This is a genomic window from Streptomyces bambusae, assembly GCF_020532645.1.
Lineage (GTDB): Bacteria > Actinomycetota > Actinomycetes > Streptomycetales > Streptomycetaceae > Streptomyces > Streptomyces bambusae.
Genome location: NZ_JAJAUZ010000075.1, coordinates 13,872 through 33,523 on the forward strand (window position 1 = coordinate 13,872; position 19,652 = coordinate 33,523).

General features: G+C 74.0%; 18 protein-coding genes. 11 read left to right on the forward strand and 7 right to left on the reverse strand.

Going from position 1 to position 19,652, the window contains the following annotated elements; all coding sequences use genetic code 11:
* Window positions 1-17 precede the first annotated feature (17 nt).
* From uraD to LG634_RS32670, 5 genes are all read left to right on the forward strand, one after another.
* Window positions 18-524, forward strand: a complete 507-nt coding sequence (uraD, locus tag LG634_RS32650; protein ID WP_226739299.1) for a 2-oxo-4-hydroxy-4-carboxy-5-ureidoimidazoline decarboxylase — start codon at window positions 18-20, stop codon at window positions 522-524.
* Window positions 525-526: 2 nt separating this feature from the next.
* Complete coding sequence (gene uraH / locus LG634_RS32655) at window positions 527-919, forward strand: hydroxyisourate hydrolase (RefSeq protein WP_226739300.1); 393 nt, start codon at window positions 527-529, stop codon at window positions 917-919.
* 6 nt (window positions 920-925) lie between these two features.
* Entirely contained in the window at window positions 926-1,849 is a 924-nt protein-coding gene (pucL, locus tag LG634_RS32660) for a factor-independent urate hydroxylase (RefSeq protein WP_226739302.1), read from the forward strand.
* Between the two features lie 202 nt (window positions 1,850-2,051).
* Complete coding sequence (locus LG634_RS32665; protein WP_226739304.1) at window positions 2,052-3,446, forward strand: 8-oxoguanine deaminase; 1,395 nt, start codon at window positions 2,052-2,054, stop codon at window positions 3,444-3,446.
* Window positions 3,447-3,791: 345 nt separating this feature from the next.
* Window positions 3,792-5,174, forward strand: coding sequence for a nucleobase:cation symporter-2 family protein (locus LG634_RS32670; RefSeq protein ID WP_226739306.1), 1,383 nt, complete (start codon window positions 3,792-3,794; stop codon window positions 5,172-5,174).
* Window positions 5,175-5,209: 35 nt separating this feature from the next.
* Here the strand turns inward: LG634_RS32670 and LG634_RS32675 are convergent, their stop codons facing one another.
* Complete coding sequence (locus LG634_RS32675; protein ID WP_226739308.1) at window positions 5,210-6,295, reverse strand: Lrp/AsnC family transcriptional regulator; 1,086 nt, start codon at window positions 6,293-6,295, stop codon at window positions 5,210-5,212.
* 123 nt (window positions 6,296-6,418) lie between these two features.
* Between LG634_RS32675 and LG634_RS32680 the strand changes: the two genes are divergently transcribed.
* Window positions 6,419-8,407: an ATP-binding protein gene (locus LG634_RS32680; protein WP_226739309.1), complete on the forward strand. Its 1,989-nt coding sequence runs from the start codon at window positions 6,419-6,421 to the stop codon at window positions 8,405-8,407.
* A gap of 129 nt (window positions 8,408-8,536) precedes the next feature.
* On the opposite strand, the gene LG634_RS32685 is transcribed toward LG634_RS32680, so the two are convergent.
* The gene (locus tag LG634_RS32685) at window positions 8,537-9,730 is read right to left on the reverse strand and encodes a GDSL-type esterase/lipase family protein (RefSeq protein ID WP_226739311.1); all 1,194 of its coding nucleotides are present in this window, start codon (window positions 9,728-9,730) and stop codon (window positions 8,537-8,539) included.
* 269 nt (window positions 9,731-9,999) lie between these two features.
* Here LG634_RS32685 and LG634_RS32690 point away from each other — a divergent pair, with 269 nt between their 5' ends.
* Complete coding sequence (locus LG634_RS32690) at window positions 10,000-10,977, forward strand: beta family protein (RefSeq protein WP_226739313.1); 978 nt, start codon at window positions 10,000-10,002, stop codon at window positions 10,975-10,977.
* Window positions 10,978-11,046: 69 nt separating this feature from the next.
* Here the strand turns inward: LG634_RS32690 and aceB are convergent, their stop codons facing one another.
* Both aceB and LG634_RS32700 read right to left on the reverse strand, forming a co-directional pair.
* Window positions 11,047-12,666 (reverse strand): malate synthase A, encoded by a 1,620-nt coding sequence (gene aceB, locus LG634_RS32695; RefSeq protein WP_226739315.1) that lies wholly within the window; start codon window positions 12,664-12,666, stop codon window positions 11,047-11,049.
* Window positions 12,667-12,914: 248 nt separating this feature from the next.
* The gene (locus LG634_RS32700) at window positions 12,915-13,523 is read right to left on the reverse strand and encodes a nucleotidyltransferase family protein (protein ID WP_226739317.1); all 609 of its coding nucleotides are present in this window, start codon (window positions 13,521-13,523) and stop codon (window positions 12,915-12,917) included.
* A gap of 39 nt (window positions 13,524-13,562) precedes the next feature.
* Here LG634_RS32700 and LG634_RS32705 point away from each other — a divergent pair, with 39 nt between their 5' ends.
* On the forward strand, window positions 13,563-13,865 hold the full coding sequence (locus tag LG634_RS32705; RefSeq protein ID WP_226739319.1) for a DUF5955 family protein: 303 nt from the start codon (window positions 13,563-13,565) through the stop codon (window positions 13,863-13,865).
* A 14-nt stretch (window positions 13,866-13,879) separates the two neighbouring features.
* Here the strand turns inward: LG634_RS32705 and LG634_RS32710 are convergent, their stop codons facing one another.
* Complete coding sequence (locus LG634_RS32710; RefSeq protein WP_226739321.1) at window positions 13,880-14,110, reverse strand: hypothetical protein; 231 nt, start codon at window positions 14,108-14,110, stop codon at window positions 13,880-13,882.
* Between the two features lie 111 nt (window positions 14,111-14,221).
* Here LG634_RS32710 and yczR point away from each other — a divergent pair, with 111 nt between their 5' ends.
* The gene (yczR, locus tag LG634_RS32715) at window positions 14,222-15,688 is read left to right on the forward strand and encodes a MocR-like transcription factor YczR (RefSeq protein WP_226739323.1); all 1,467 of its coding nucleotides are present in this window, start codon (window positions 14,222-14,224) and stop codon (window positions 15,686-15,688) included.
* A 24-nt stretch (window positions 15,689-15,712) separates the two neighbouring features.
* Here the strand turns inward: yczR and LG634_RS32720 are convergent, their stop codons facing one another.
* Both LG634_RS32720 and LG634_RS32725 read right to left on the reverse strand, forming a co-directional pair.
* Entirely contained in the window at window positions 15,713-16,342 is a 630-nt protein-coding gene (locus tag LG634_RS32720) for a response regulator (RefSeq protein ID WP_226739325.1), read from the reverse strand.
* On the reverse strand, window positions 16,339-17,520 hold the full coding sequence (locus tag LG634_RS32725) for a sensor histidine kinase (RefSeq protein ID WP_226739327.1): 1,182 nt from the start codon (window positions 17,518-17,520) through the stop codon (window positions 16,339-16,341). The genes LG634_RS32720 and LG634_RS32725 overlap by 4 nt, the downstream gene beginning before the upstream one ends.
* A 135-nt stretch (window positions 17,521-17,655) precedes the next feature.
* On the opposite strand from LG634_RS32725, the gene LG634_RS32730 reads away from it, so the two are divergent.
* Both LG634_RS32730 and LG634_RS32735 read left to right on the forward strand, forming a co-directional pair.
* Window positions 17,656-18,747, forward strand: coding sequence for an ABC transporter permease (locus LG634_RS32730; protein ID WP_226739329.1), 1,092 nt, complete (start codon window positions 17,656-17,658; stop codon window positions 18,745-18,747).
* Window positions 18,744-19,427, forward strand: coding sequence for an ABC transporter ATP-binding protein (locus tag LG634_RS32735; protein ID WP_226739331.1), 684 nt, complete (start codon window positions 18,744-18,746; stop codon window positions 19,425-19,427). The genes LG634_RS32730 and LG634_RS32735 overlap by 4 nt, the downstream gene beginning before the upstream one ends.
* Window positions 19,428-19,652: the final 225 nt, after the last annotated feature.

Below are 19,652 nucleotides of genomic sequence, written 5' to 3' on the forward strand. Positions count from 1 at the left end.
GGCCACGGAGGCTTCCCGTGACTTCGAGTCCGACACCGGGCCTCGCCCGGTTCAACACCCTGGTGGACGCCGAGGCCCAGGCCGAGCTCCACGAGGTGTGCGCCAGTTCGGCCTGGGGGAGCAAGCTGCTCGCCCAGCGGCCGTACGCCACCACCGACGCCCTGTTCGCCGCGAGCGACGCCGCCATGGCCGAGCTCACCGCCGCGGACCTGGAAGAGGCGATGGCCGGCCACCCGCCGATCGGCCGGCCGAAGCCGGGAGACCCGACCTCCGCCCGCGAGCAGCGCGGCATGGCCGGGGCGTCCGAAGAGCTCAAGGCGGAACTGCTCGAACTGAACCTGGCCTACCAGGACAAGTTCGGCCACGTCTTCCTGATCTGCGCCACCGGTGCGACCGGTGAGCAGATGCGGGACGCGGTCAAGGTCCGGATCGAGAACACTGCCGAGGCCGAGCGGGAGATCGCCCGCGGCGAACTCGTCAAGATCAACCGGATCCGGCTGACCCGACTCGCAGAAGGAGAGTGACCATGAGCACCGCGACCACCGCGTCGGTGTCCACGCACATCCTGGACACCAGCATCGGCCGCCCCGCCGAGGGCGTCGCCATCACCCTGTCGGCCCGCTCCGGCTTCGATGCCGAGTGGACCGCCCTGGGCGGCAGCGCCACCGACGCGGACGGCCGCTGCAAGGACCTGCCGGCACTGCCGGAGGGCACCACCCACGTACGCCTCGACTTCGAGACCGAGGCGTACTTCGCCAAGAAGCAAGCCGCCGAGGCGCAGCAGGACGCCCCCCGCGTAAGGGACAGCGGTGCGTTTTTCCCCGAGGTCACGCTCACGTTCAGCGTGAACCCGGGCGAGCACTACCACGTACCGCTGCTGCTCAACCCGTTCGGCTACTCCGTTTACCGAGGGAGCTAGCAGACCATGCCCACGATTCTCGGCCAGAACCAGTACGGCAAAGCAGAGAACCGCGTCGTCAAGATCACGCGGGACGGCGACACGCACCACATCAAGGACCTGAACGTCTCCGTCGCCCTCTCCGGCGACATGGACGACGTCCACTACTCCGGCTCCAACGCCAACGTCCTGCCGACGGACACCACCAAGAACACGGTGTACGCGTTCGCCAAGGAGCACGGCATCGAGTCCGCCGAGCAGTTCGGCATCCACCTGGCGCGCTGGTTCGTCAACAGTCAGGAGCCGATCCACCGGGCGCGGATCCGCATCGAGGAGTACGCCTGGGAGCGGATCGCCACCTCGGACGCCAACTCCAAGTTCATCGGCGCCGACGAGGTCAAGCACTCCTTCGTCCGCAAGGGCCAGGAGACCCGCGTCACCCAGATCACGTACGACGGCCGGAACTGGGAGGTCATCTCGGGCCTCAAGGACCTGATCGTCATGAACTCCACCAACTCGGAGTTCTGGGGCTACGTGAAGGACAAGTACACGACCCTCCAGGAGGCGTACGACCGCATCCTGGCCACCCAGGTGTCGGGCCGCTGGCGGTTCAACTGGACCGACGACGAGCAGCGGATGCCCAACTGGGAGAAGTCGTACGAGGCCACCCGCAAGCACATGCTGGAGGCCTTCGCCGAGACCTACTCCCTGTCGCTGCAGCAGACCCTGTACCAGATGGGTTCGCGCATCATCAACCACCGTTCGGAGATCGACGAGGTCCGCTTCTCGCTCCCGAACAAGCACCACTTCCTCGTCGACCTGGAGCCCTTCGGCCTCAAGAACGACAACGAGGTCTACTTCGCCGCCGACCGCCCGTACGGTCTGATCGAGGCGACCATCCTCCGCGACGGCGCCGACGCGCGCATCCCGGTGGACATGACCAACCTCTGACCCGAGGTCTTCCGCGTCCCGGGGCACCGCAGTGGCCCCGGGGCGCGGCCCCCCACCGCAACACCACCGCACTTCCCGAACTCGGCACCCGGAGCATCACACGGGGCGGCAGTACTGTCAGCTGCCAGGCCCCCGGTTTCGGCACTCAAATCCCCTGGGTCCTGCCGTGCCCGCACCGCCACTGAAAGCACGAGGAAGCCCCATGGCAGCCACTGACAGCGTGGTAGAGCGCATCGTCATCGAGAACTGTGCGATCGCGACCGTCGACGCCGACGACACCGAGTACGCCTCGGGTCACATCGTCATCGCAGGCAACAGGATCGAGGCCATCGGCGCGGGCAAGGCCCCCGAGAACCTCGAGAACGTCGTACGTCGCATCGACGGCACCGGCCACCTCGTGACGCCCGGCCTGGTCAACACGCACCACCACTTCTACCAGTGGATCACCCGCGGCCTGGCGACCGACCACAACCTCTTCAACTGGCTCGTCGCCCTCTACCCCACCTGGGCGCGCATCGACGAGCAGATGGCGTACTCGGCCGCGCAGGGCTCCCTCGCCGCCATGGCCCGCGGCGGTGTCACCACCGCGATGGACCACCACTACGTGTTCCCCAAGGGTGCCGGCGACCTCTCCGGCGCGATCATCCGCGCCGCCTCCGAGATGGGCGTCCGCTTCACCCTGGCCCGCGGCTCGATGGACCGCAGCGAGAAGGACGGCGGCCTGCCGCCGGACCACGCCGTCGAGACCCTCGAAGGCGCCCTCGCCGACACCGAGGCGACCGTCAAGAAGTTCCACGACGCGTCCTTCGACTCGATGACCCAGGTCGCCGTCGCCCCCTGCTCCCCCTTCTCGGTCTCCACCGAACTGCTCAAGCAGGGCGCCGAGCTGGCCCGCCGCCTGGGCGTGCGCATGCACACCCACGGCAGCGAGACGGTCGAGGAGGAGAAGTTCTGCCACGAGCTGTTCGGCATGGGCCCGACCGACTACTTCGAGTCCACCGGCTGGCTCGGCGAGGACGTGTGGATGGCGCACAGCGTCCACATGAACGACTCCGACATCGCCGCGTTCGCCCGCACCAAGACCGGTGTGGCGCACTGCCCGTCCTCCAACGCCCGCCTCGCCGCCGGCATCGCCCGCGTCCCCGACATGCTGGCCGCCGGCGTCCCGGTCGGCCTCGGCGTGGACGGCACCGCCTCCAACGAGTCCGGCGAGCTCCACACCGAGCTGCGCAACGCCCTCCTGATCAACCGCCTGAACCCGGTGCACCGCGAGGCCGCGCTCAACGCCCGCCAGTCGCTGCGCCTGGGCACCTACGGCGGCGCCCAGGTCCTCGGCCGCGCCGACAACATCGGTTCGCTGGAGGTCGGCAAGCTCGCCGACCTGGTGCTCTGGAACCTCAGCACCTTCCTGCACTCCTCGATCGCCGACCCGGTGACCGCGCTCGTCTTCGGTGCGGCCGCCCCGGTGACCGCCTCGTTCGTCAACGGCAAGCAGATCGTCGAGAACAACCGCCTGCTGACCGCGGACGAGGACGCCATCGCCGTCTCCACGCGCGCCGAGGCCCAGCGCCTGGCGCGGATCGCCGCGCAGGGCTGATCCCCCACGGAATCCGGTCGGGGGGGACGGCCCCCGGCCGGTGGCCGCGGACCCGAGCGGGGTCCGCGGCGGCCGGGCCGGGGGGTGCCGCACTCGTGACGGCATCCCCCGGCCCCGGCATGTCCGGGCCCGGCCCGCCGGTACGCCCTCACACCCGTACGCGCCCCCGCCCGTGCGCCGGCCGCCCCGCAGAGCCGCATTCCGCAGAGCCGCATCCCGCACGACCTCACATCGCTGCACGACTGAACCACGTACGGCTCACCCCGTACGACGCGCCGCACCGCACCCGCACCACCTCCATGACACCCACGTCCCTGCCGACGTGTTAACCGACCGGAGGAAGCCGTGGCCGCAACGCCCAGGTTTCGCAAAGACGCAGTCGCTGTACCAGGGGAGACGCACCCGGTCGACGAGACCCTGCCCCCGCTGAAGATGTTCACCTCCGGCCTCCAGCACGTGGCGGCCATGTACGCGGGCGTGGTGGCCCCGCCGATGATCCTGGGCCCGGCCGTCGGACTCTCCGCCACCGAGACCGGGTTCCTGATGGGCGCCTCGCTCTTCACCGCGGGCCTCGCCACCCTGCTCCAGACCCTCGGCATCTGGAAGATCGGCGCCCGGCTGCCGTTCGTCAACGGCGTCTCGTTCGCCGGCGTCACCCCCATGGTGGCCATAGGCAAGGGGGCGGGCGCCGACGCCATCCCCGTGATCTTCGGGGCCGTCATCGTCGCCGGAGCCCTCGGCTTCATCCTCGCCCCCTACTTCGGCCGGCTGGTCCGCTTCTTCCCGCCCGTCGTCACCGGCACCGTCATCACCCTCATCGGCGTCTCCCTGCTGCCCGTGGCCTTCAACTGGTCCCAGGGCGGCAACCGGACCGCCGACGACTACGGCTCCCTCCGGAACATCGGCATGGCCGCCGCCACCCTCCTGATCGTCCTGGTCCTGCGCCGGCTGCTGCGCGGCTTCCTCCAGCAGATCGCCATCCTGCTGGGCCTCGCCGCCGGCACCCTGCTCGCCGTCCCGCTCGGCATGACCGGCCTCGACGCGCTGGCCGACGCCGACCTGGTGGGATTCCCCACCCCGTTCCACTTCGGCGCCCCGCAGTTCCAGCTCGCCGCCATCGTCTCCATGTGCATCGTGATGCTCGTCTGCATGACGGAGTCCACCGCCGACATCCTGGCCCTGGGGCGGATCGTCGGCCGGCCCGCCGACGCGGAGACCATCGCTGGCGGCCTGCGCGCCGACACCCTCGGCAGCGCGATCAGCCCCCTGTTCAACGGGTTCATGTGCAGCGCGTTCGCCCAGAACATCGGGCTGGTGGCCATGACCAAGGTGCGAAGCCGGTTCGTCGTCGCCGCCGGCGGCGGCATCCTGATCCTGCTGGGGCTGTGCCCGGTGGCCGCCTCGGTGATCGCGCTGGTCCCGCTGCCGGTGCTCGGCGGCGCGGGCATCGTCCTGTTCGGCTCGGTCGCCGCCAGCGGCATCCAGACCCTGGCCGGCGCGGCCATGGAGAAGGGCGAGAACGCCCTGATCGTCGCCGCCTCGGTCGGCGTGGGCCTGATCCCCATTGCCGCCCCGGACTTCTACCACGCCTTCCCCGAAGACCTGCTGGTCGTCCTCGACTCCGGCATCAGCACCGGCTGCCTGGTGGCCATCGCGCTCAACCTGGCCTTCAACCACCTCGGAGCACGCCGTACGGCCCCGGCACCCGAGCCCGTCGCCGCCCACTGAGCCCGCCCGTCACCGCGCTCGCAGGACCTGCCCGCTCAGGCCGCGCAGCTGCGTAACGGACCCGGCTCCGGCTCGCCGTCACCGGCCCCCGGAGCCGGGTCCGACCAGATGTCGGGGACCACGCACCGCACCCGGCGGCCCTGCTGGTCCAGCACCTGCGCCTCGGACTTGCGGGTGTGCAGGGCCACCGCGGTGTCGGTGATCCGCAGCCCGGGCAGCCGGCGCAGCAGCTCCGCGGTGTACCGGTGCAGATCCTCGACCGCCCGCAGCCGGGCGCTGATCATGAAGTTCCAGGGTCCGCTGACCGACATGCACATCCGGGTCTCCCGGATCCCGGCGGCCGCCGCCGCGCAGTCGGCGACCTCGTACTCCGACACCTCGGCCCACACGGTCGCCGCCACCGGCCAGCCCGACAGCCGGGCCGCCAGCGCGCAGCTGAACCGCAGCCCGTGCCCGGTCTCCAGCCGGGCCAGCCGCCGCCGCACCGTGGACTCGCTCATCCCGAACTGCCGGGCCAGCGAGGCCACGCTGCGCCGGGCGTCCGAGGACAGCGCCAGCACCAGCGGCCGGTCCTCCTCGGTCAGCGCGGTGCTCCCGGGCACCGCCGGAGGCCGTACCGGGCGGTCCGTCAGCCGGGCCACCTGGGCCGGGTTGAGCAGGTCCAGTCGCCACCGGTCCGGCGCGTAGTGCACGGCCGTCACCATCGACGAGCGGGTGGTGACGACCCCGGGTATCCGCTGCACCCGCAGCGACAGGTAGCGGTAGAGGGCGTGCAGGTCCGGCACGGCCACGAAGGCCAGCAGGTCCCGGGCCCCGGTGACGTGCTCCAGGCCCAGCGTGTGCGGGTCGTCCGTCAGCGCCCGGCCCACGGCCGGCGCGCTGCCCGGCGTACACCCGATCTCGACCCACGCCATGCAGGGCGACCGGCGGCCGGTGCGCAGCCCCAGGGCCGAGATCCACGCGTCGCCGGAGCCGGTCAGCCGCTCCCAGCGGCGCGCGAGGGTGTCGGGACGGGCCCCGAGGACCGGGGCCAGCCGCTCCCAGCTGGCCCGGGGTGCGAGCTGGAGTGCATGGACCAGCGCCCGGTCCATGTCGTCCATGGCGGAATTGGCTGCGTGCATACCCTTCCCTGGTGGTTCTCCCGGCCGCGGGCGGGCGGACCGGTGTGACAGCCGATGATCTCTCTTTGGTGCGTTCTGCGCGGCACGGGGGTCGCGGGCATCCGGTGAGCAGCGGGAGGAAGTGTGGGCGAGTCCCCAGGGGGCGTACGCGCCTCGGTACCCGCCGAGCCGTCGAGTTTCGTGGGCCGGGAGCACGAGCTGGCCGCCACGTCCGCCCTGCTCGCGGCCGGCCGCCTGGTCACTCTCACAGGCCCTGCGGGGATCGGCAAGACCCGGATCGCGGTCCGGGCGGTCCGCGGCGGTCCGTCCGCCGACGGAGGATTCCCGCCGGATCCGGTCTGGGCCGACCTGGCGGGCCTGCCTGAAGAACGGTGGGCCGCACTGGAGGGCGAACTCGTCGAACGGCTCGCCGACCGGGCCGCGGTCCTGGTGCTCGACGGCTGCGAACAGCTGGGCGGCACCTGCGCCGGGCTGGTCGAACGGCTGCTGGTCCGGCTGCCGCTGCTGCGGGTGCTGGCGACCTCGCAGTGGCCGCTCGGCATCGAGGGGGAGGTCTGCCTGCCGGTGCCGCCCCTCGCGGTGCCGCCCGCCGAGGGCGACGGCGGCGACGACCCGGGCGGATACGCCGCGGTCCGGCTGTTCGCCGAGCGGGCCCGGGGCGCCGACCCGTTCTTCGAGCTGACCCGCCGCAACGCGGCCCCGGTGGCCCGGCTGTGCCGCGCCCTCGACGGCATACCCGCCGCCCTGGAGCTCGCCGCCGGCCGGCTGCACCAGTTCGCGCCCGAGCAGGCGCTGCGCCGGGTGGAGGCCGATCCGCTGCGGTTCCTCGCGGGCGGTCCGGGCGGCGGCAGCCGACGGGACGTCGAGCGCACCCACCGGCTGTGCTCGCCCGCCGAACGGCTGCTCTGGGAGCGCCTGTCGGTGTTCGCGGGCGCCTTCGACCACGCGGCGGCGGAGGCGGTGTGCGGGTTCGGTGCGCTCACCCGGGAGGAGGCGGGGGCGGCGCTGCGCCGGCTGGCCCCCGGCCTGCTGCTGGACGCCGGTGCGGGCCGGTACCGGCTGCCGCTGCCGGTACGGGCGCACGCGGCGCGGCTGCTGCTCGTACGCGGCGACCATGCGGAGGTCGCGCGCCGCCACCACGAGTGGTTCCGGCTGACCGCCGAGCGGTCCGCGCAACTGTGGCGGGCCGGGCTGCAGCGCGAGGCGCGCGAGGTGGCCCTGCGCGACCTGCCCGACCTGCGGGTGGCGATGAACCCGATGGGCGGCGCCGGGCCGGCGGCCGCGCTGGAGATCGCGGTGGCGCTGTGGTTCCTGTGGGCGGCCTGCGGGCTGCTCGTGGAGGGCCGCCGGCACGTGGAGCGGGCGCTGGCCCTGCATCCGGCGCCGCGGCCGGCCCGGGCGCTGTGGCTGGCCGGCTGGCTGGTGGGCTGCCTGGGCGAGGCGGACGGGGTGGACCCGTTGCTGATCGAGGGCTGGTCGGCCGCGGTCCAGGAGGGCGAGGACGCCTGCGTGGCGTACCTCGCGCACACCCGGGGCACGGTGGCGTTGTGGGACTCGCGGTGCGACGACGCGGCCGCCGAGTTCCGCGAGGCGCTGGAGCTGCTGCCGGCGGAACCGGAGTTCGGGCCGGGCCGGGCCCTGCTGGTGGCCTCGTACACGATGGCGCTGGCGCTGTCGGACCCGGCGGCCGTGCCGGTCGAGGACGGGCCGCCGGTGGGTCCCGGCGACTCCTGGGCCAGTGCCTGGGAGAGCTACGCGTACGCCCGGGTGCTGCGCCGGGAGGCCCAGTGGGACAGCGCCCGCACCGAACTGCTGCGGGCGCTGGGCATCCAGCTGATCCTCGGCGACCTGCTGGGGCAGGCCGCGGGGGCCGAGCTGCTCGCCGCGCTGGAGACCGACCTGGGGCGGCACTGCGAGGCGGCCCGGCTGCTGGGGGCGGTGGACCGGATCCGGGCGGTGCTGCTGCGCGACCCGCGGTCGGCGGCCCTGTGGTCGCGGGGCCGGGCGCCGTCCGAGGCGGTGCTGCGGGCCCGGCTCTCCGAGGAGGGCTACACGCGGGCCTACGCGGAGGGCGCCCGGGCGGGGCTGCGGGAACTGCTGGCCCTGGACTGACGGCGCGGGGACCGGGGGCGAGGACGCCCGGCCCCCGCGCCGGGCACGGTGTGTGCGGTGCGGTGCGGTGCACGGGACGGGCCCGGGGCCGCCGGGCCCGTCCCGGCCGCCGGGGTTCCGGGACAGACCCTACGGGGTGGCCGCCAGGTACATCCCGGTGTGGTCGCCGCCGGCGGTGTTGCGGCAGGACTTGCTGCCGGCGCCGTCGGCCGCGAACAGGGTCAGGCAGCGCCCCAGGGCGAGCTGGCCGTAGTAGTTGGGGTGCATGGACTCCTGCACCAGGCCCTGGGTGGAGTTGTTGTCGATCCAGCGGGCCCACTCGCTGGTCGTGGCGGACGGCGCCTGGGCGGACGTCACCTGCCTGCTGGCCTTGGCGCACACCTCGCGGCCCTGCAGCATGTCGCGCAGGTCGAGGAAGCGGACGCCCTTGGCGGTGGCCACGCCCTTGAGACGGTTCGCGATCTGCGGCACGAGGGAGTCCCGGGCCCAGTCGGAGTCCTTGTTCCAGAACGGGCAGCCGCCGGTGTTGTAGCGGCTCCAGTCGCTCTGCGTGTAGCGGTTCTCGGTGCCCCGCGGGATGGGGGAGGGGTAGGACTGCAGCACGATCTGGTAGTCCCCGGCCGCGTAGCCGGCGTTCGACATGACGGCGCGGATCTCGTCGACGGACTTGCCGACCTTGGTCATCACGCCGTCGATCTTCGCGTTGACCGCGGCCTGCTGGTCGTCGTGGCAGTACGAGTTCCACAGGACGAAGTCGTAGGCGCAGTTGGAGATGATGTCGGCGAAGCCGAGGTCGTTGCCGCCGATCGACAGCGTGATCATCTTGACGTTGTGGGAGGCGGCCACGGCGGCCAGCCGGTCGGCCTGCGGGGCCTCGCCCTTGAAGGCGACGCCGCCGTTCGAGGCGCGGAAGACGTTGTCGCTGACGGCCCCCGAGCAGGCCAGGTTGATCGCGGTGTCGGCGATCCCGGCCGCGCTGTTGACCTCGGAGGAGTCGGAGCGGTGGCAGCCGCCGGCGGTGCTGCCGTAGACCCGGGACGGGTCGTAGCTGCTGCCGGAGACCCAGGCGCGGTCGGAGCCGTTGCGGCTGCCGCTGTTGGTCAGGCTGTTGCCCTTCCAGCGGCCGGCCTCGCCGGAGATGTAGCTGTCGCCCATGGCGACGACGGCGGTGGGGCCGGTGCCGGGGCTGGCCGCGGCCGGCCCGGCCGCGGTGCCGACCAGGGCGGTGGCGGTGAGCGGCAGGACGAGTGCGGCAGCGGCGGCGAGGCGGGCGGTGCGCGGGGAGGCGGACGGGGCGGTGCGGGAGGTGCGGTTTCCGGTCACTGCGGAACTCCTGCGGTCGGCCCGTACCCGAAAGGTCAACTCGGGCACGTGGCTGGGGATGTGGGGGTACCTCCGGCCGGTGGCAACGGAAAGGTGCCACGGGCCGGTTTGTTACCGCTAGGTAGCCGCAGGTTACTTTTGGGTAACGACCGATCGGTCGTTCGGTTCGACCCGGACTTGCGGGAGTTGGCCGAATCGCGCCGTTCCGCCGGGAACGTTCCGCCCGCACCCTGAGGGGCACCGGTCGGGCGACAGGGGGAGCAGCCGGCATGGTCGAGCCCGTCTATGTGCCCGCCCTGCCCGCGCAGCGGGAGCCGCTCGCCGCCTACGGCAGCCTGCCGCGCCGGCTGCGCCAGGCCGTGTGGCCGCTGTGGACCGTCCCGCCCGGCCCGGCCGCCGCCGGCACCACCGGCGCCGACCTCGCGCTGGTCCAGCGGTCCGCGCCGGCCTGGGTCGACGCCCGCCATCTGGAGCACGTGCCGGCCGCCGTCACCGACCGGCTGTGGCCCGCCCTGCGCCGCACCGCCGCCCGCCCGGTGACCGGAACCGGCCGCCCCGCCTGGCAGCTCTCCGCCTGCCTCGCATACGCCCGCACCACCGGATCCGGACTCGCCGTCCGGATGGCGGTGCCCCCCTCCGGGTCTGCGGCGGCCGACGCCGGCGGGGAGTTCCGCGCCCTCCTGCGGCGGATCCCCGCCCGCCTCCCCGTGGACCTGCTCCTCGACCTCGGCCCGGTCGCCGACGAACACCACCGGGCCGACGACCGCGCCGTCGAGGCGCTCACCGGGCTCGGCCCGCTGCGCGACTGGCGGACCATCGCCGTCCTCGCCGGCTCGTTCCCCGCGGCCGTTCCCGAGGAGGCCGACCGCGAACCGGTCGAGGCGCACCGCTTTGAATGGGACATCTGGCACACCGTCACCCGCGCCTGCACCGGCCTGCTCCCCGTCCCCGTCACGTACGGCGACCACTGCGCGCAGCCGCCCGGCGCCGGCCCGCAGCACCCGGTGCTGCGCTACACCACGGAACGCACCTTCCTGCTGGCGGCCGCCCCCGCGCCGGCCGCCCTGCACGCCCAGGCCCGCCGGCTCACCGCCGAACCCGCCTACCGGGGCCCGGCGTTCAGTCCAGGCGACGCCTGGCTGCACCACTGCGCCACCCGCCCCGGCCCGCCGCCGACCCCGCACCTGCGTGCCGGGCTCGGCCAGCACCTGGCCTTCCTCGCCCGCCGGCTGGCCCCCGGGGCCTGACGTGCCGATGCCCCGCCGTCGGGGACGGCGGGGCATCGGCGGGGTGGTGCGGGGCGGCTGCTGTGCGGGTCAGCCGACCAGGCGGTCGTAGGCGGGGAGGGTGAGGAAGTCCGCGTAGTCGGCGTCCAGGGAGACCTGGAGCAGCAGGTCGTGGGCCTGCTGCCACTTGCCGCCCGCGAAGGCCTCCTCGCCGACCTCGGCGCGGATCGCGGCAAGCTCCTCGGCGGCGACCCGGCGGGTCAGGTCGGCGGTGGCGAGCTCGCCGTTCTCGAAGACGACGCCCGCGTTGATCCACTGCCAGATCTGCGAGCGCGAGATCTCGGCGGTGGCCGCGTCCTCCATCAGGTTGAAGATGGCGACGGCGCCCAGGCCGCGCAGCCAGGCCTCGATGTAGCGGATGCCGACCTGGACGGCGTTGCGCAGGCCCTCGTACGTGGGCTTCGCGTCCAGCGAGTCGATGGCGATCAGGTCGCCGGGGGCCACCGAGACGTCCTCGCGCAGCCGGTCCTTCTGGTTCGGCTTGTCGCCGAGCACCGCGTCGAAGGAGGCCATCGCGATCGGCACCAGGTCCGGGTGGGCCACCCACGAGCCGTCGAAGCCGTCGCCGGCCTCGCGGTCCTTGTCGGCCTTGACCTTCTCGAACGCGACCTTGTTGACCTCGGCGTCCCGGCGGGACGGGATGAAGGCCGCCATGCCGCCGATGGCGTGCGCGCCGCGCTTGTGGCAGGTGCGGACGAGGAGTTCGGTGTACGCCCGCATGAACGGGGCCGTCATCGTCACCGCGTTGCGGTCCGGGAGGACGAACTTCTCGCCGCCGTCACGGAAGTTCTTGACGATGGAGAAGAGGTAGTCCCAGCGCCCGGCGTTCAGGCCCGCGGCGTGGTCGCGCAGCTCGTAGAGGATCTCCTCCATCTCGTACGCGGCCGTGATCGTCTCGATCAGGACGGTCGCACGGACGGTGCCCTGCGGGATGCCGACCCGGTCCTGCGCGAACACGAAGATGTCGTTCCAGAGGCGGGCCTCCAGGTGCGACTCGGTCTTCGGCAGGTAGAAGTACGGGCCCTTGCCGAGGTCGATCAGGCGCTGCGCGTTGTGGAAGAAGTAGAGGCCGAAGTCGACCAGGGCGCCGGGGACGGCGCGCCCGTCGATCTGCAGGTGGCGCTCTTCGAGGTGCCAGCCGCGGGGCCGCATCACGACGGTCGCGAGCTCCCCGGCGGGCTTGAGGGCGTACGACTTGCCTGACTTCGGGTCGGTGAAGTCGATGCGGCGCTCGTAGGCGTCGATGAGGTTGAGCTGGCCGAGGACCACGTTCTCCCAGGTGGGAGCCGAGGCGTCCTCGAAGTCGGCGAGCCAGACCCGCGCGCCCGAGTTGAGCGCGTTGATGGTCATCTTGCGGTCGGTCGGACCGGTGATCTCCACGCGGCGGTCGTTCAGCGCCGCCGGCGCCGGTGCCACCTGCCAGTCGCCCTCGCGGATCTGTGCGGTCTCCGGGAGGAAGTCGAGGTGGGAGGTGCGGGCGATCTCGGCGCGGCGCTCGCCGCGGCGGGCGAGGAGCTCGTCCCGGCGGGGCGTGAACCGCCGGTGCAGCTCGGCCACGAAGGCCAGTGCCGCTTCGGTGAGGACCTCGTCCTGCCGGGGCAGGGGCTCGGCGTCGACGATGGCCAGCGGGGACGGCGCTGGTGCTGACATATCTGTCACTCCTTCAGCGGCGGTGCCTTGCGGCCGCGGGAATGCTCGTGCACGGCACGGAGTGCCGAAGGGTGTTGAGAGTTCCGGGGTACGGTCGCGGGCGCCGTCTGGTGGTTCAGGGCGCTTCTGACCAGTGGATAGTAATTTCCACGTCGTGGAAGTTCAATGGTTTGTTGATGTCGAGATTCTCCGGTTCGACAGATTCCACTCTTCGGGTGGCTCTCGGTGCCACCACCGTCACACCCCGCTCAGGACAGCCGCGCCAGATCCGGCGGGGTGTCGATGTCGTAGTCCTCGGCGATGTCGCCGCACTCCACCAGGATGAGGTCCGCTGCGTGATTCCTCAGGTGGACGCGCGCACCGCGGTCACCCGTCGCGGTCGCGGCGATGTCCGGCCACCGCTCGGCGCCGAACAGCACCGGATGCCCGCGCTCCCCGTCGTACGCGGCCGCCGCCAGGGTGCCGGGGGAGCGGTACGCGGCCCGCACCCGGGCGCACGCCTCCGGCCCGATCCCCGGCTGGTCGACCAGCGAGACCAGCACCGCCTGCGCACCACTGCCGGCCAGCGAGGCCAGTCCGGCCCGCAGTGAGGACCCCATCCCCTCGTCCCACTCCGGGTTGTCGACGAGGACGCAGCCCGCCAGGTCGGCCCGCTCCCGGACCTCCGCCGCGGCCGCCCCGAGCACCACGTGCACCGGGTCGCAGCCCGCCTCCCGCAGCACCCGGACCGCGTTCTCGACCAAGGGCCGGCCGCGGTAGTCGAGGAGGGCCTTGGGGCGGCCGCCGAGCCGCCGGCCGCCGCCGGCCGCCAGCAGCAGCCCGGCGATGCGGGGCGCGGTGATCTGGGTGTGTGCCATGCCTCCTGGATACCACCCGGTCGTGGTTGACTGACCGGCGTGCGCGAGCGCGAGGGGAACGGAGGCGGAGACCCGAAGGTGGTCGCGCTGCGCTCCGCGGTGTCCCGGCTCCGCCGCGAACTCGCCGCCCATCCACGGGAGTTCGCCGAACGCGGCATCGCCGAGGAGGAGCTCGCCGCACTCGGCGCCATGGCCTTCGGCGGCACTGCCGAACCCGCCCGGCTGCTCCGCTCCCTGCTCGCCGTGGCCGGCGCCCTGGGTTCGGTCAGCGCCCTGGCCGCGCCCCTGGCCGCCCTCCGCGAGGCGGTCCGCGCCTTCACGGAGACCGGCCAGGGGCGCTGACCGCGGCCGGGCCGTTACGCCCGTACCGGATGCTCCGGGCCGTGGGTGCGCCGGGCGGTGGCCGGGCGGCGGCCGGGGCGGGCCGTGGTCAGCCCGCGCAGGGTGCGCAGACCGGCGCGGAGCAGCGGGGCCACCGGCAACGGCAGGGCGGTGCGCGACTCGTGGGCCTGCTGGAACGCCCGCTCGCTGCGGTCCGTCAGGAGCTGGTCCGTGTGCCGGGCGGTGGAGGTGACGTGCGTGTTCATGGGGTCTCCCTTGCTCATCGAACTGCCAATCGGCCTTGCCAATCGAGGGCCAATGAGAGGAGTCTGGAGTCCGATTGGCCTGGGTGGCAGTGCCAATCGGGGGAGGTTGGCATGGCAGACGCACGAGTGGTCCACACGGCGGACAGAACCCTCGGCAGCCGCCGGCTCGCCGCCCTGCTCCCCCCGGAAGTCCTGGCCCGCCCCGGCTACAAGGCCCTCGCCGAAGCCGTCCGCACCCTGATCCTCGACGGCCGAATCCCCCTGCACGTCCGGCTGCCCGCCGAGCGCAACCTCGCCGAGGCCGTCGGCGCCAGCCGGGCCACCGTCACCGCCGCCTACGACCTGCTGCGCGAGAGCGGCTACGTGCGCAGCCGGCGCGGCTCCGGCACCTTCACCGAACTCCCCGAGGGCCACGCCCCGGTCGGCGTGCACGCCCTCGTCCCCGACGACGACGGCATCGACCTCGCCATCGCCGCCATGGGCGCCCCCGACGGCGTCCTCGGCGAAGCCCTGGCCTGGGCCGCACCCCGGCTCGCCGAAGTGGCCCGGACCCCCGGCTACCGCCCGTACGGCCTGCCCGAGCTGCGGGCCGCGATCGCCGGGCGCTACACCCGCCGCGGCCTGCCCACCCGCCCCGACCAGATCCTCGTCACCGCCGGCGCCCAGCAGGCCCTGGTCCTCGCGCTCGGCCTGCTGTGCCGGGTCGGCGACCGGGTCATGACCGAGAACCCGACCTACGCCAACGCCCTGGACGCCGTACGCCACGCCCGGCTGCGCACCGAACCCGTCGCCGTCTCCGACCACGGCTGGGACCTCGACATGGCCGAGTCAGCCCTCCGCCAGACCGACCCCCGGGCCGCGTACATGGTGCCGGACTTCCACAACCCCACCGGGCTGCTGATGCCGGAGGAGGACCGGCTGCGGCTGCTCGCCGCCACCCGGCGGGCCGGCACCTGGCTGATCGTCGACGAGACCATCTCCGACATCGCGCTCGACGTCCCCCGGCCCGCGCCGCTCGCCTCCCTCGGCGCCCGCGGCTCCGCCGACCACGTGCTGACCGTCGGCTCCCTCAGCAAGACCCACTGGGGCGGCCTGCGGGTCGGCTGGATCCGGGCCGGCGCCCAGCTGATCACCGAGCTGACCGCGGTCCGGGTGGCCGCCGACATGACCGGCTCGATGCTCGACCAGCTGGTCGCCGTACGCCTCCTCGAACACCTCGACGCGGGCCTGCCCGCCCGCCTGGACCAGCTGCGCGAACGCCGCGCCGCCCTGGCCGCCGCCCTGGAACTGCACACCCCCGAATGGCGCTGGCAGCTCCCGCCCGGCGGCCTGTCCCTGTGGGTCGACCTCGGCGAGCCGGTCAGCTCGGCCCTCGCCGACCGGGCCCGCGCCGCCGGCGTGCACATCGGCCGCGGCGCCCGCTTCGGCGCCGAACCCGGCACCTTCGAACACCGCCTGCGGATCCCGTACACGCTGCCCCCCGACCGCCTCGCGGAAGGCGTCCGCCGCCTCGCCGCCGCCGTCCACGGCAGCGTCCCCCTGCACCCGGCCGTGGACCTGCCGCACTGGGTGGCCTGACGGCGCCCGTCCGGAAGACCCGGCCTACGGCGTCCGGATCAGCCGCCGGGCGCCCGCCTGCGCCACCGCGGCGGTACGGGAGTCCACGCCCAGCTTGGCGTAGATGTGGACCAGGTGGGACTTCACCGTGGCCTGGCTCAGGAACAGCTTCTTGCTGATCTGCTGGTTGGACAGGCCGTCCGCGACCAGCTGGAGCACCTCCAGCTCCCGCTTGGTCAGCGACTCCGCCGGCGTGCGCATGCGGTCCATCAGCCGCAGCGCCACCGCCGGGGCCAGCGCCGACTGGCCGGCCGCCGCCGTGCGCACCGCCGCCGCCAGCTCCTCCGGCGGCGCGTCCTTGAGCAGATAGCCGGAGGCCCCCGCCTCCACCGCCGCCAGGATGTCGGCATCGGTGTCGTACGTGGTCAGGACCAGCACGCGGGGCGCGCCCGGCCGGGCCGTGATGGCCGCGGTGGCCTCAGAGCCGTGCATCCCGGCGCCGAACTGCAGGTCCATCAGGACCACGTCCACCGGTTCGGCGGCGGCCAGCTCCACCGCGCGCTCCGCGGTCGCGGCCTCCGCCACCACCGCGAAGTCCGGCTCGGTGTCGAGGACGGCGCGCAGGCCCGCCCGCACCACCGGGTGGTCGTCGGCCAGCAGCAGGCGGATCGTCATGGGTGCTCCACGGGCAGCGGCAGGGTGACGGCCAGGGCGGTGCCCTGGCCGGGGGCGGACTCCACGGTGAAGGTGCCGCCCAGGGACTCGGCGCGCGAGCGCATCGCGGGCAGCCCGAAGCCGCCCTCGCCGGCCGGCGCGGCCGGCCCGGCGCCCGGATCGAAGCCACGGCCGTCGTCCACGATGTCCAGGGTCACGGACGAGTCCATGAAGGTCAGGGTGATCTCGGCGCGGTCCGCCGCGGCGTGCCGCACCACGTTTGCCAGCGCCGACTGGGCGATCCGCAGCAGCGCCACCTCGTACGGGGTGGGCAGCTCGGCCGGGCCGCCGCTGAGGGAGAACCGCACCCGCGGCCCGGGGGTCGCCCCGCACAGCCGCTCCAGAGCCGCGGCCAGCGAGCCGTGCTCCAGGTCCGGCGGGGTCAGCGCACGGACGAACCGGCGGGCCTCGGCCAGGTTGTCCTGGGCGGCCTGCCGGGCCTGCGCGATGTGCCCGGCCGCCGCGGACCCGGCGGGCAGCCCGCGCTCGGCCGCCCGCAGCAGCAGCTGGATCGAGGACAGGCCCTGCGCCAGCGTGTCGTGGATCTCGCGGGCCAGCCGCTCACGCTCCGCCATCACGCCCGCGGTCCGCTCGGCCGCCGCCAGCTCCGCCCGGGTGGTGATCAGCTCCTCGATCAGCTCCCGGCGCCGCTCGCTCTCCCGGTACAGCGCCTGGTAGCCGAGCACCGTCGCCACCGCCACCGCCGCGCCCAGCAGCGGGCCGAGGAAGGCGCCCGGGTTCAGCGCCGGGCCGTGCGCCGCGAAGCCGGCAATCGCGCCGCCAGCGGTGACGGCCACCGCCGGCAGCGCCCACCGCAGCGGCAGCAGGTGCAGCTGGAGGAAGTACAGCGGGAAGGCGATCCACACCCCGAGCGGCGACACGGCCAGCAGCCCCGCCCACGCCACGAGAAGCACCGCCAGCCACAGCGCGCCGGCCTTCGGCGAGCGCCGCACCGCGGGGGTGCACACCCCCGCCGCGTACACGCCGGCCGTCACGGCGGCCGCCGCGACCGCCCGGCCGGCCTGGGGCTCCCCGTCGGCCACGGCCCGTACGGCGGCCAGCGCGAGCAGGCCGAGCAGCAGGGCGTGCAGACACAGCCGCAGCACGCGGGCGACCGGGGTGAGGGGGCGGGATTCCATGGCGGAATCCAGCCTAGACGCGCGGCCGCGGACGGCGGTCAACCGAAAGTTCGATGTCCGCGTGCACCCTTCGACGCGAAGACGCCTCCCGCGGCGCGATGCCCGCGGGCCGCCCCGGCGGCCAGGGTGGGGGACATGTTCGTCGCATGGAGAGATCTGCGGTTCGCCAAGGGCCGCTTCGCCCTGATGGGCGCCGTCGTGGTGCTGATCACCCTGCTGGTGGGGCTGCTGTCCGGGCTGACCGCGGGACTGGCCCGGGAGAACACCTCGGCCATCACCGGCCTGCCCGCCGACCACCTGGCCTTCGCCGCCCCCGCCGGCGACCGGAAGGTGTCCTTCACCAACTCGTCGGTGCCCGAGACCGCCTGGCGCGTCTGGGCAGCCCGGCCGGGGGTGACCGCGGCCGACCCGGTCGGCATCCGCACCCTCAACGCGGCCGCCGGCGGGCGGACCGCCGCCGTCTCCGCCTTCGGCGTGGAGCCCGGCTCCGGTCTCGCCCCGCACGTCCCGGACGCCCCGCTCGGGCCGGGCCGGGTGATCCTGTCCGAGAAGGCCGCGAAGGAGCTGGGCGCGGCCGCCGGGGACGCCGTACGCATCGGCAGCGTCGAGGAGACCGTCGCCGCCGTGGCCGGAACCGCCGCCTTCAGCCACACGCCGGTCGTCTGGGTGGCCCTCGACGACTGGCAGCGCCTGGGCACCGCCGGCACCGCCCCGCAGGAGCAGGCCACGGTGATCGCGCTGCGCACCACCGGCGGGGCCGACCTCGCGGCCGCCGACTCGGCCGCCGGTACGAAGACCCTGCCGCGGGACGAGGCGCTGACCGCCATCGGCTCGTACACCGCGGAGAACGGCTCGCTCCAGCTGATGCGGGGCTTCCTGTTCGCCATCTCCGCGCTGGTCATAGGGGCCTTCTTCACCGTGTGGACGATCCAGCGCAGCGGGGACGTGGCCGTCCTCAAGGCGCTCGGCGCAGCCACCCCCTACCTGCTGAAGGACGCCCTCGGGCAGGCCTTCGTGATGCTCGTGGCCGGCACCGGCCTCGGCTCGCTGCTCGCCGCCGGGCTGGGGGCACTGATCGGCGGCGGCGACGTGCCGTTCGTCCTCGACCTGCCGACCGTCCTGGTTCCCGCGCTGGTCATGACCGGCCTCGGGATGCTCGGGGCGGCGCTGTCCATCCGGCGGATCACCGCCGTCGACCCCCTGACCGCACTCGGGAGTGCCCGATGACCCTGCTCCTCGACGACGTCACGCTCACCTACCCGGACGGCGACGGCCGGCTGACCGCCCTGGACGCGGTGCACCTGGACGTGCCCGCGGGCACCCTGACGGCGGTGGTCGGGCCTTCCGGCTCCGGCAAGTCGAGCCTGCTCGCGGTGGCCGCGACGCTGGTGACACCCGACTCCGGCCGGGTGGTGGTGGCCGGGCAGGACACCGGGCGGCTGTCGGCGGCCGGGAAGTCGGCGCTGCGCCGCGAGCACATCGGCATCGTCTTCCAGCAGCCGAACCTGCTGGCGTCGCTGACCTGCGCGGAGCAGCTGCTCGTGATGGCGCACGTCGCCGGCCGGCCCTCGCGGGCGCTGCGCCGGCGGGCGCTGGAGCTGCTGGAAGCGGTGGGGCTGGCGGACAAGGCGGACCGGCGGCCGCACGAGCTGTCCGGCGGGCAGCGGCAGCGGGTGAACATCGCGCGGGCGCTCATGAACGAGCCGTCCGTGCTGCTGGTGGACGAGCCGACGAGTGCGCTCGATCACGAGCGGGGTGCGGCCGTGCTGTCCCTGCTGGTCGCCCTGACGCGTGAGCGGGGCACGGCAACGGTCCTGGTCACCCACGACCCCGCGCACCTGTCGTCGGCCGACCACACCACCACCATGACCGACGGCCGCCTCACCCCAACCCCCGTCCGGGCCTGACGGGCCCCGGCCCCAGCCCCGCCGGGCAACCCCCAGCCCTGCCTGCAGACGCGGGGGCAACCCTCAGCCTCGCCGGCGTTCGAGGTGCGGGGGCAACCCCCAGCCTCGCCGGCGTTTGAGGCGCGGGTCCGGGCGGCCCCCGCGGGACGGCGCAGCCGGACCTGCCTTGGGGGGGGGGGGGGGGGGGGGGGGGGGGGGGGGGGGGGGGGGGGGGGGGGGGGGGGG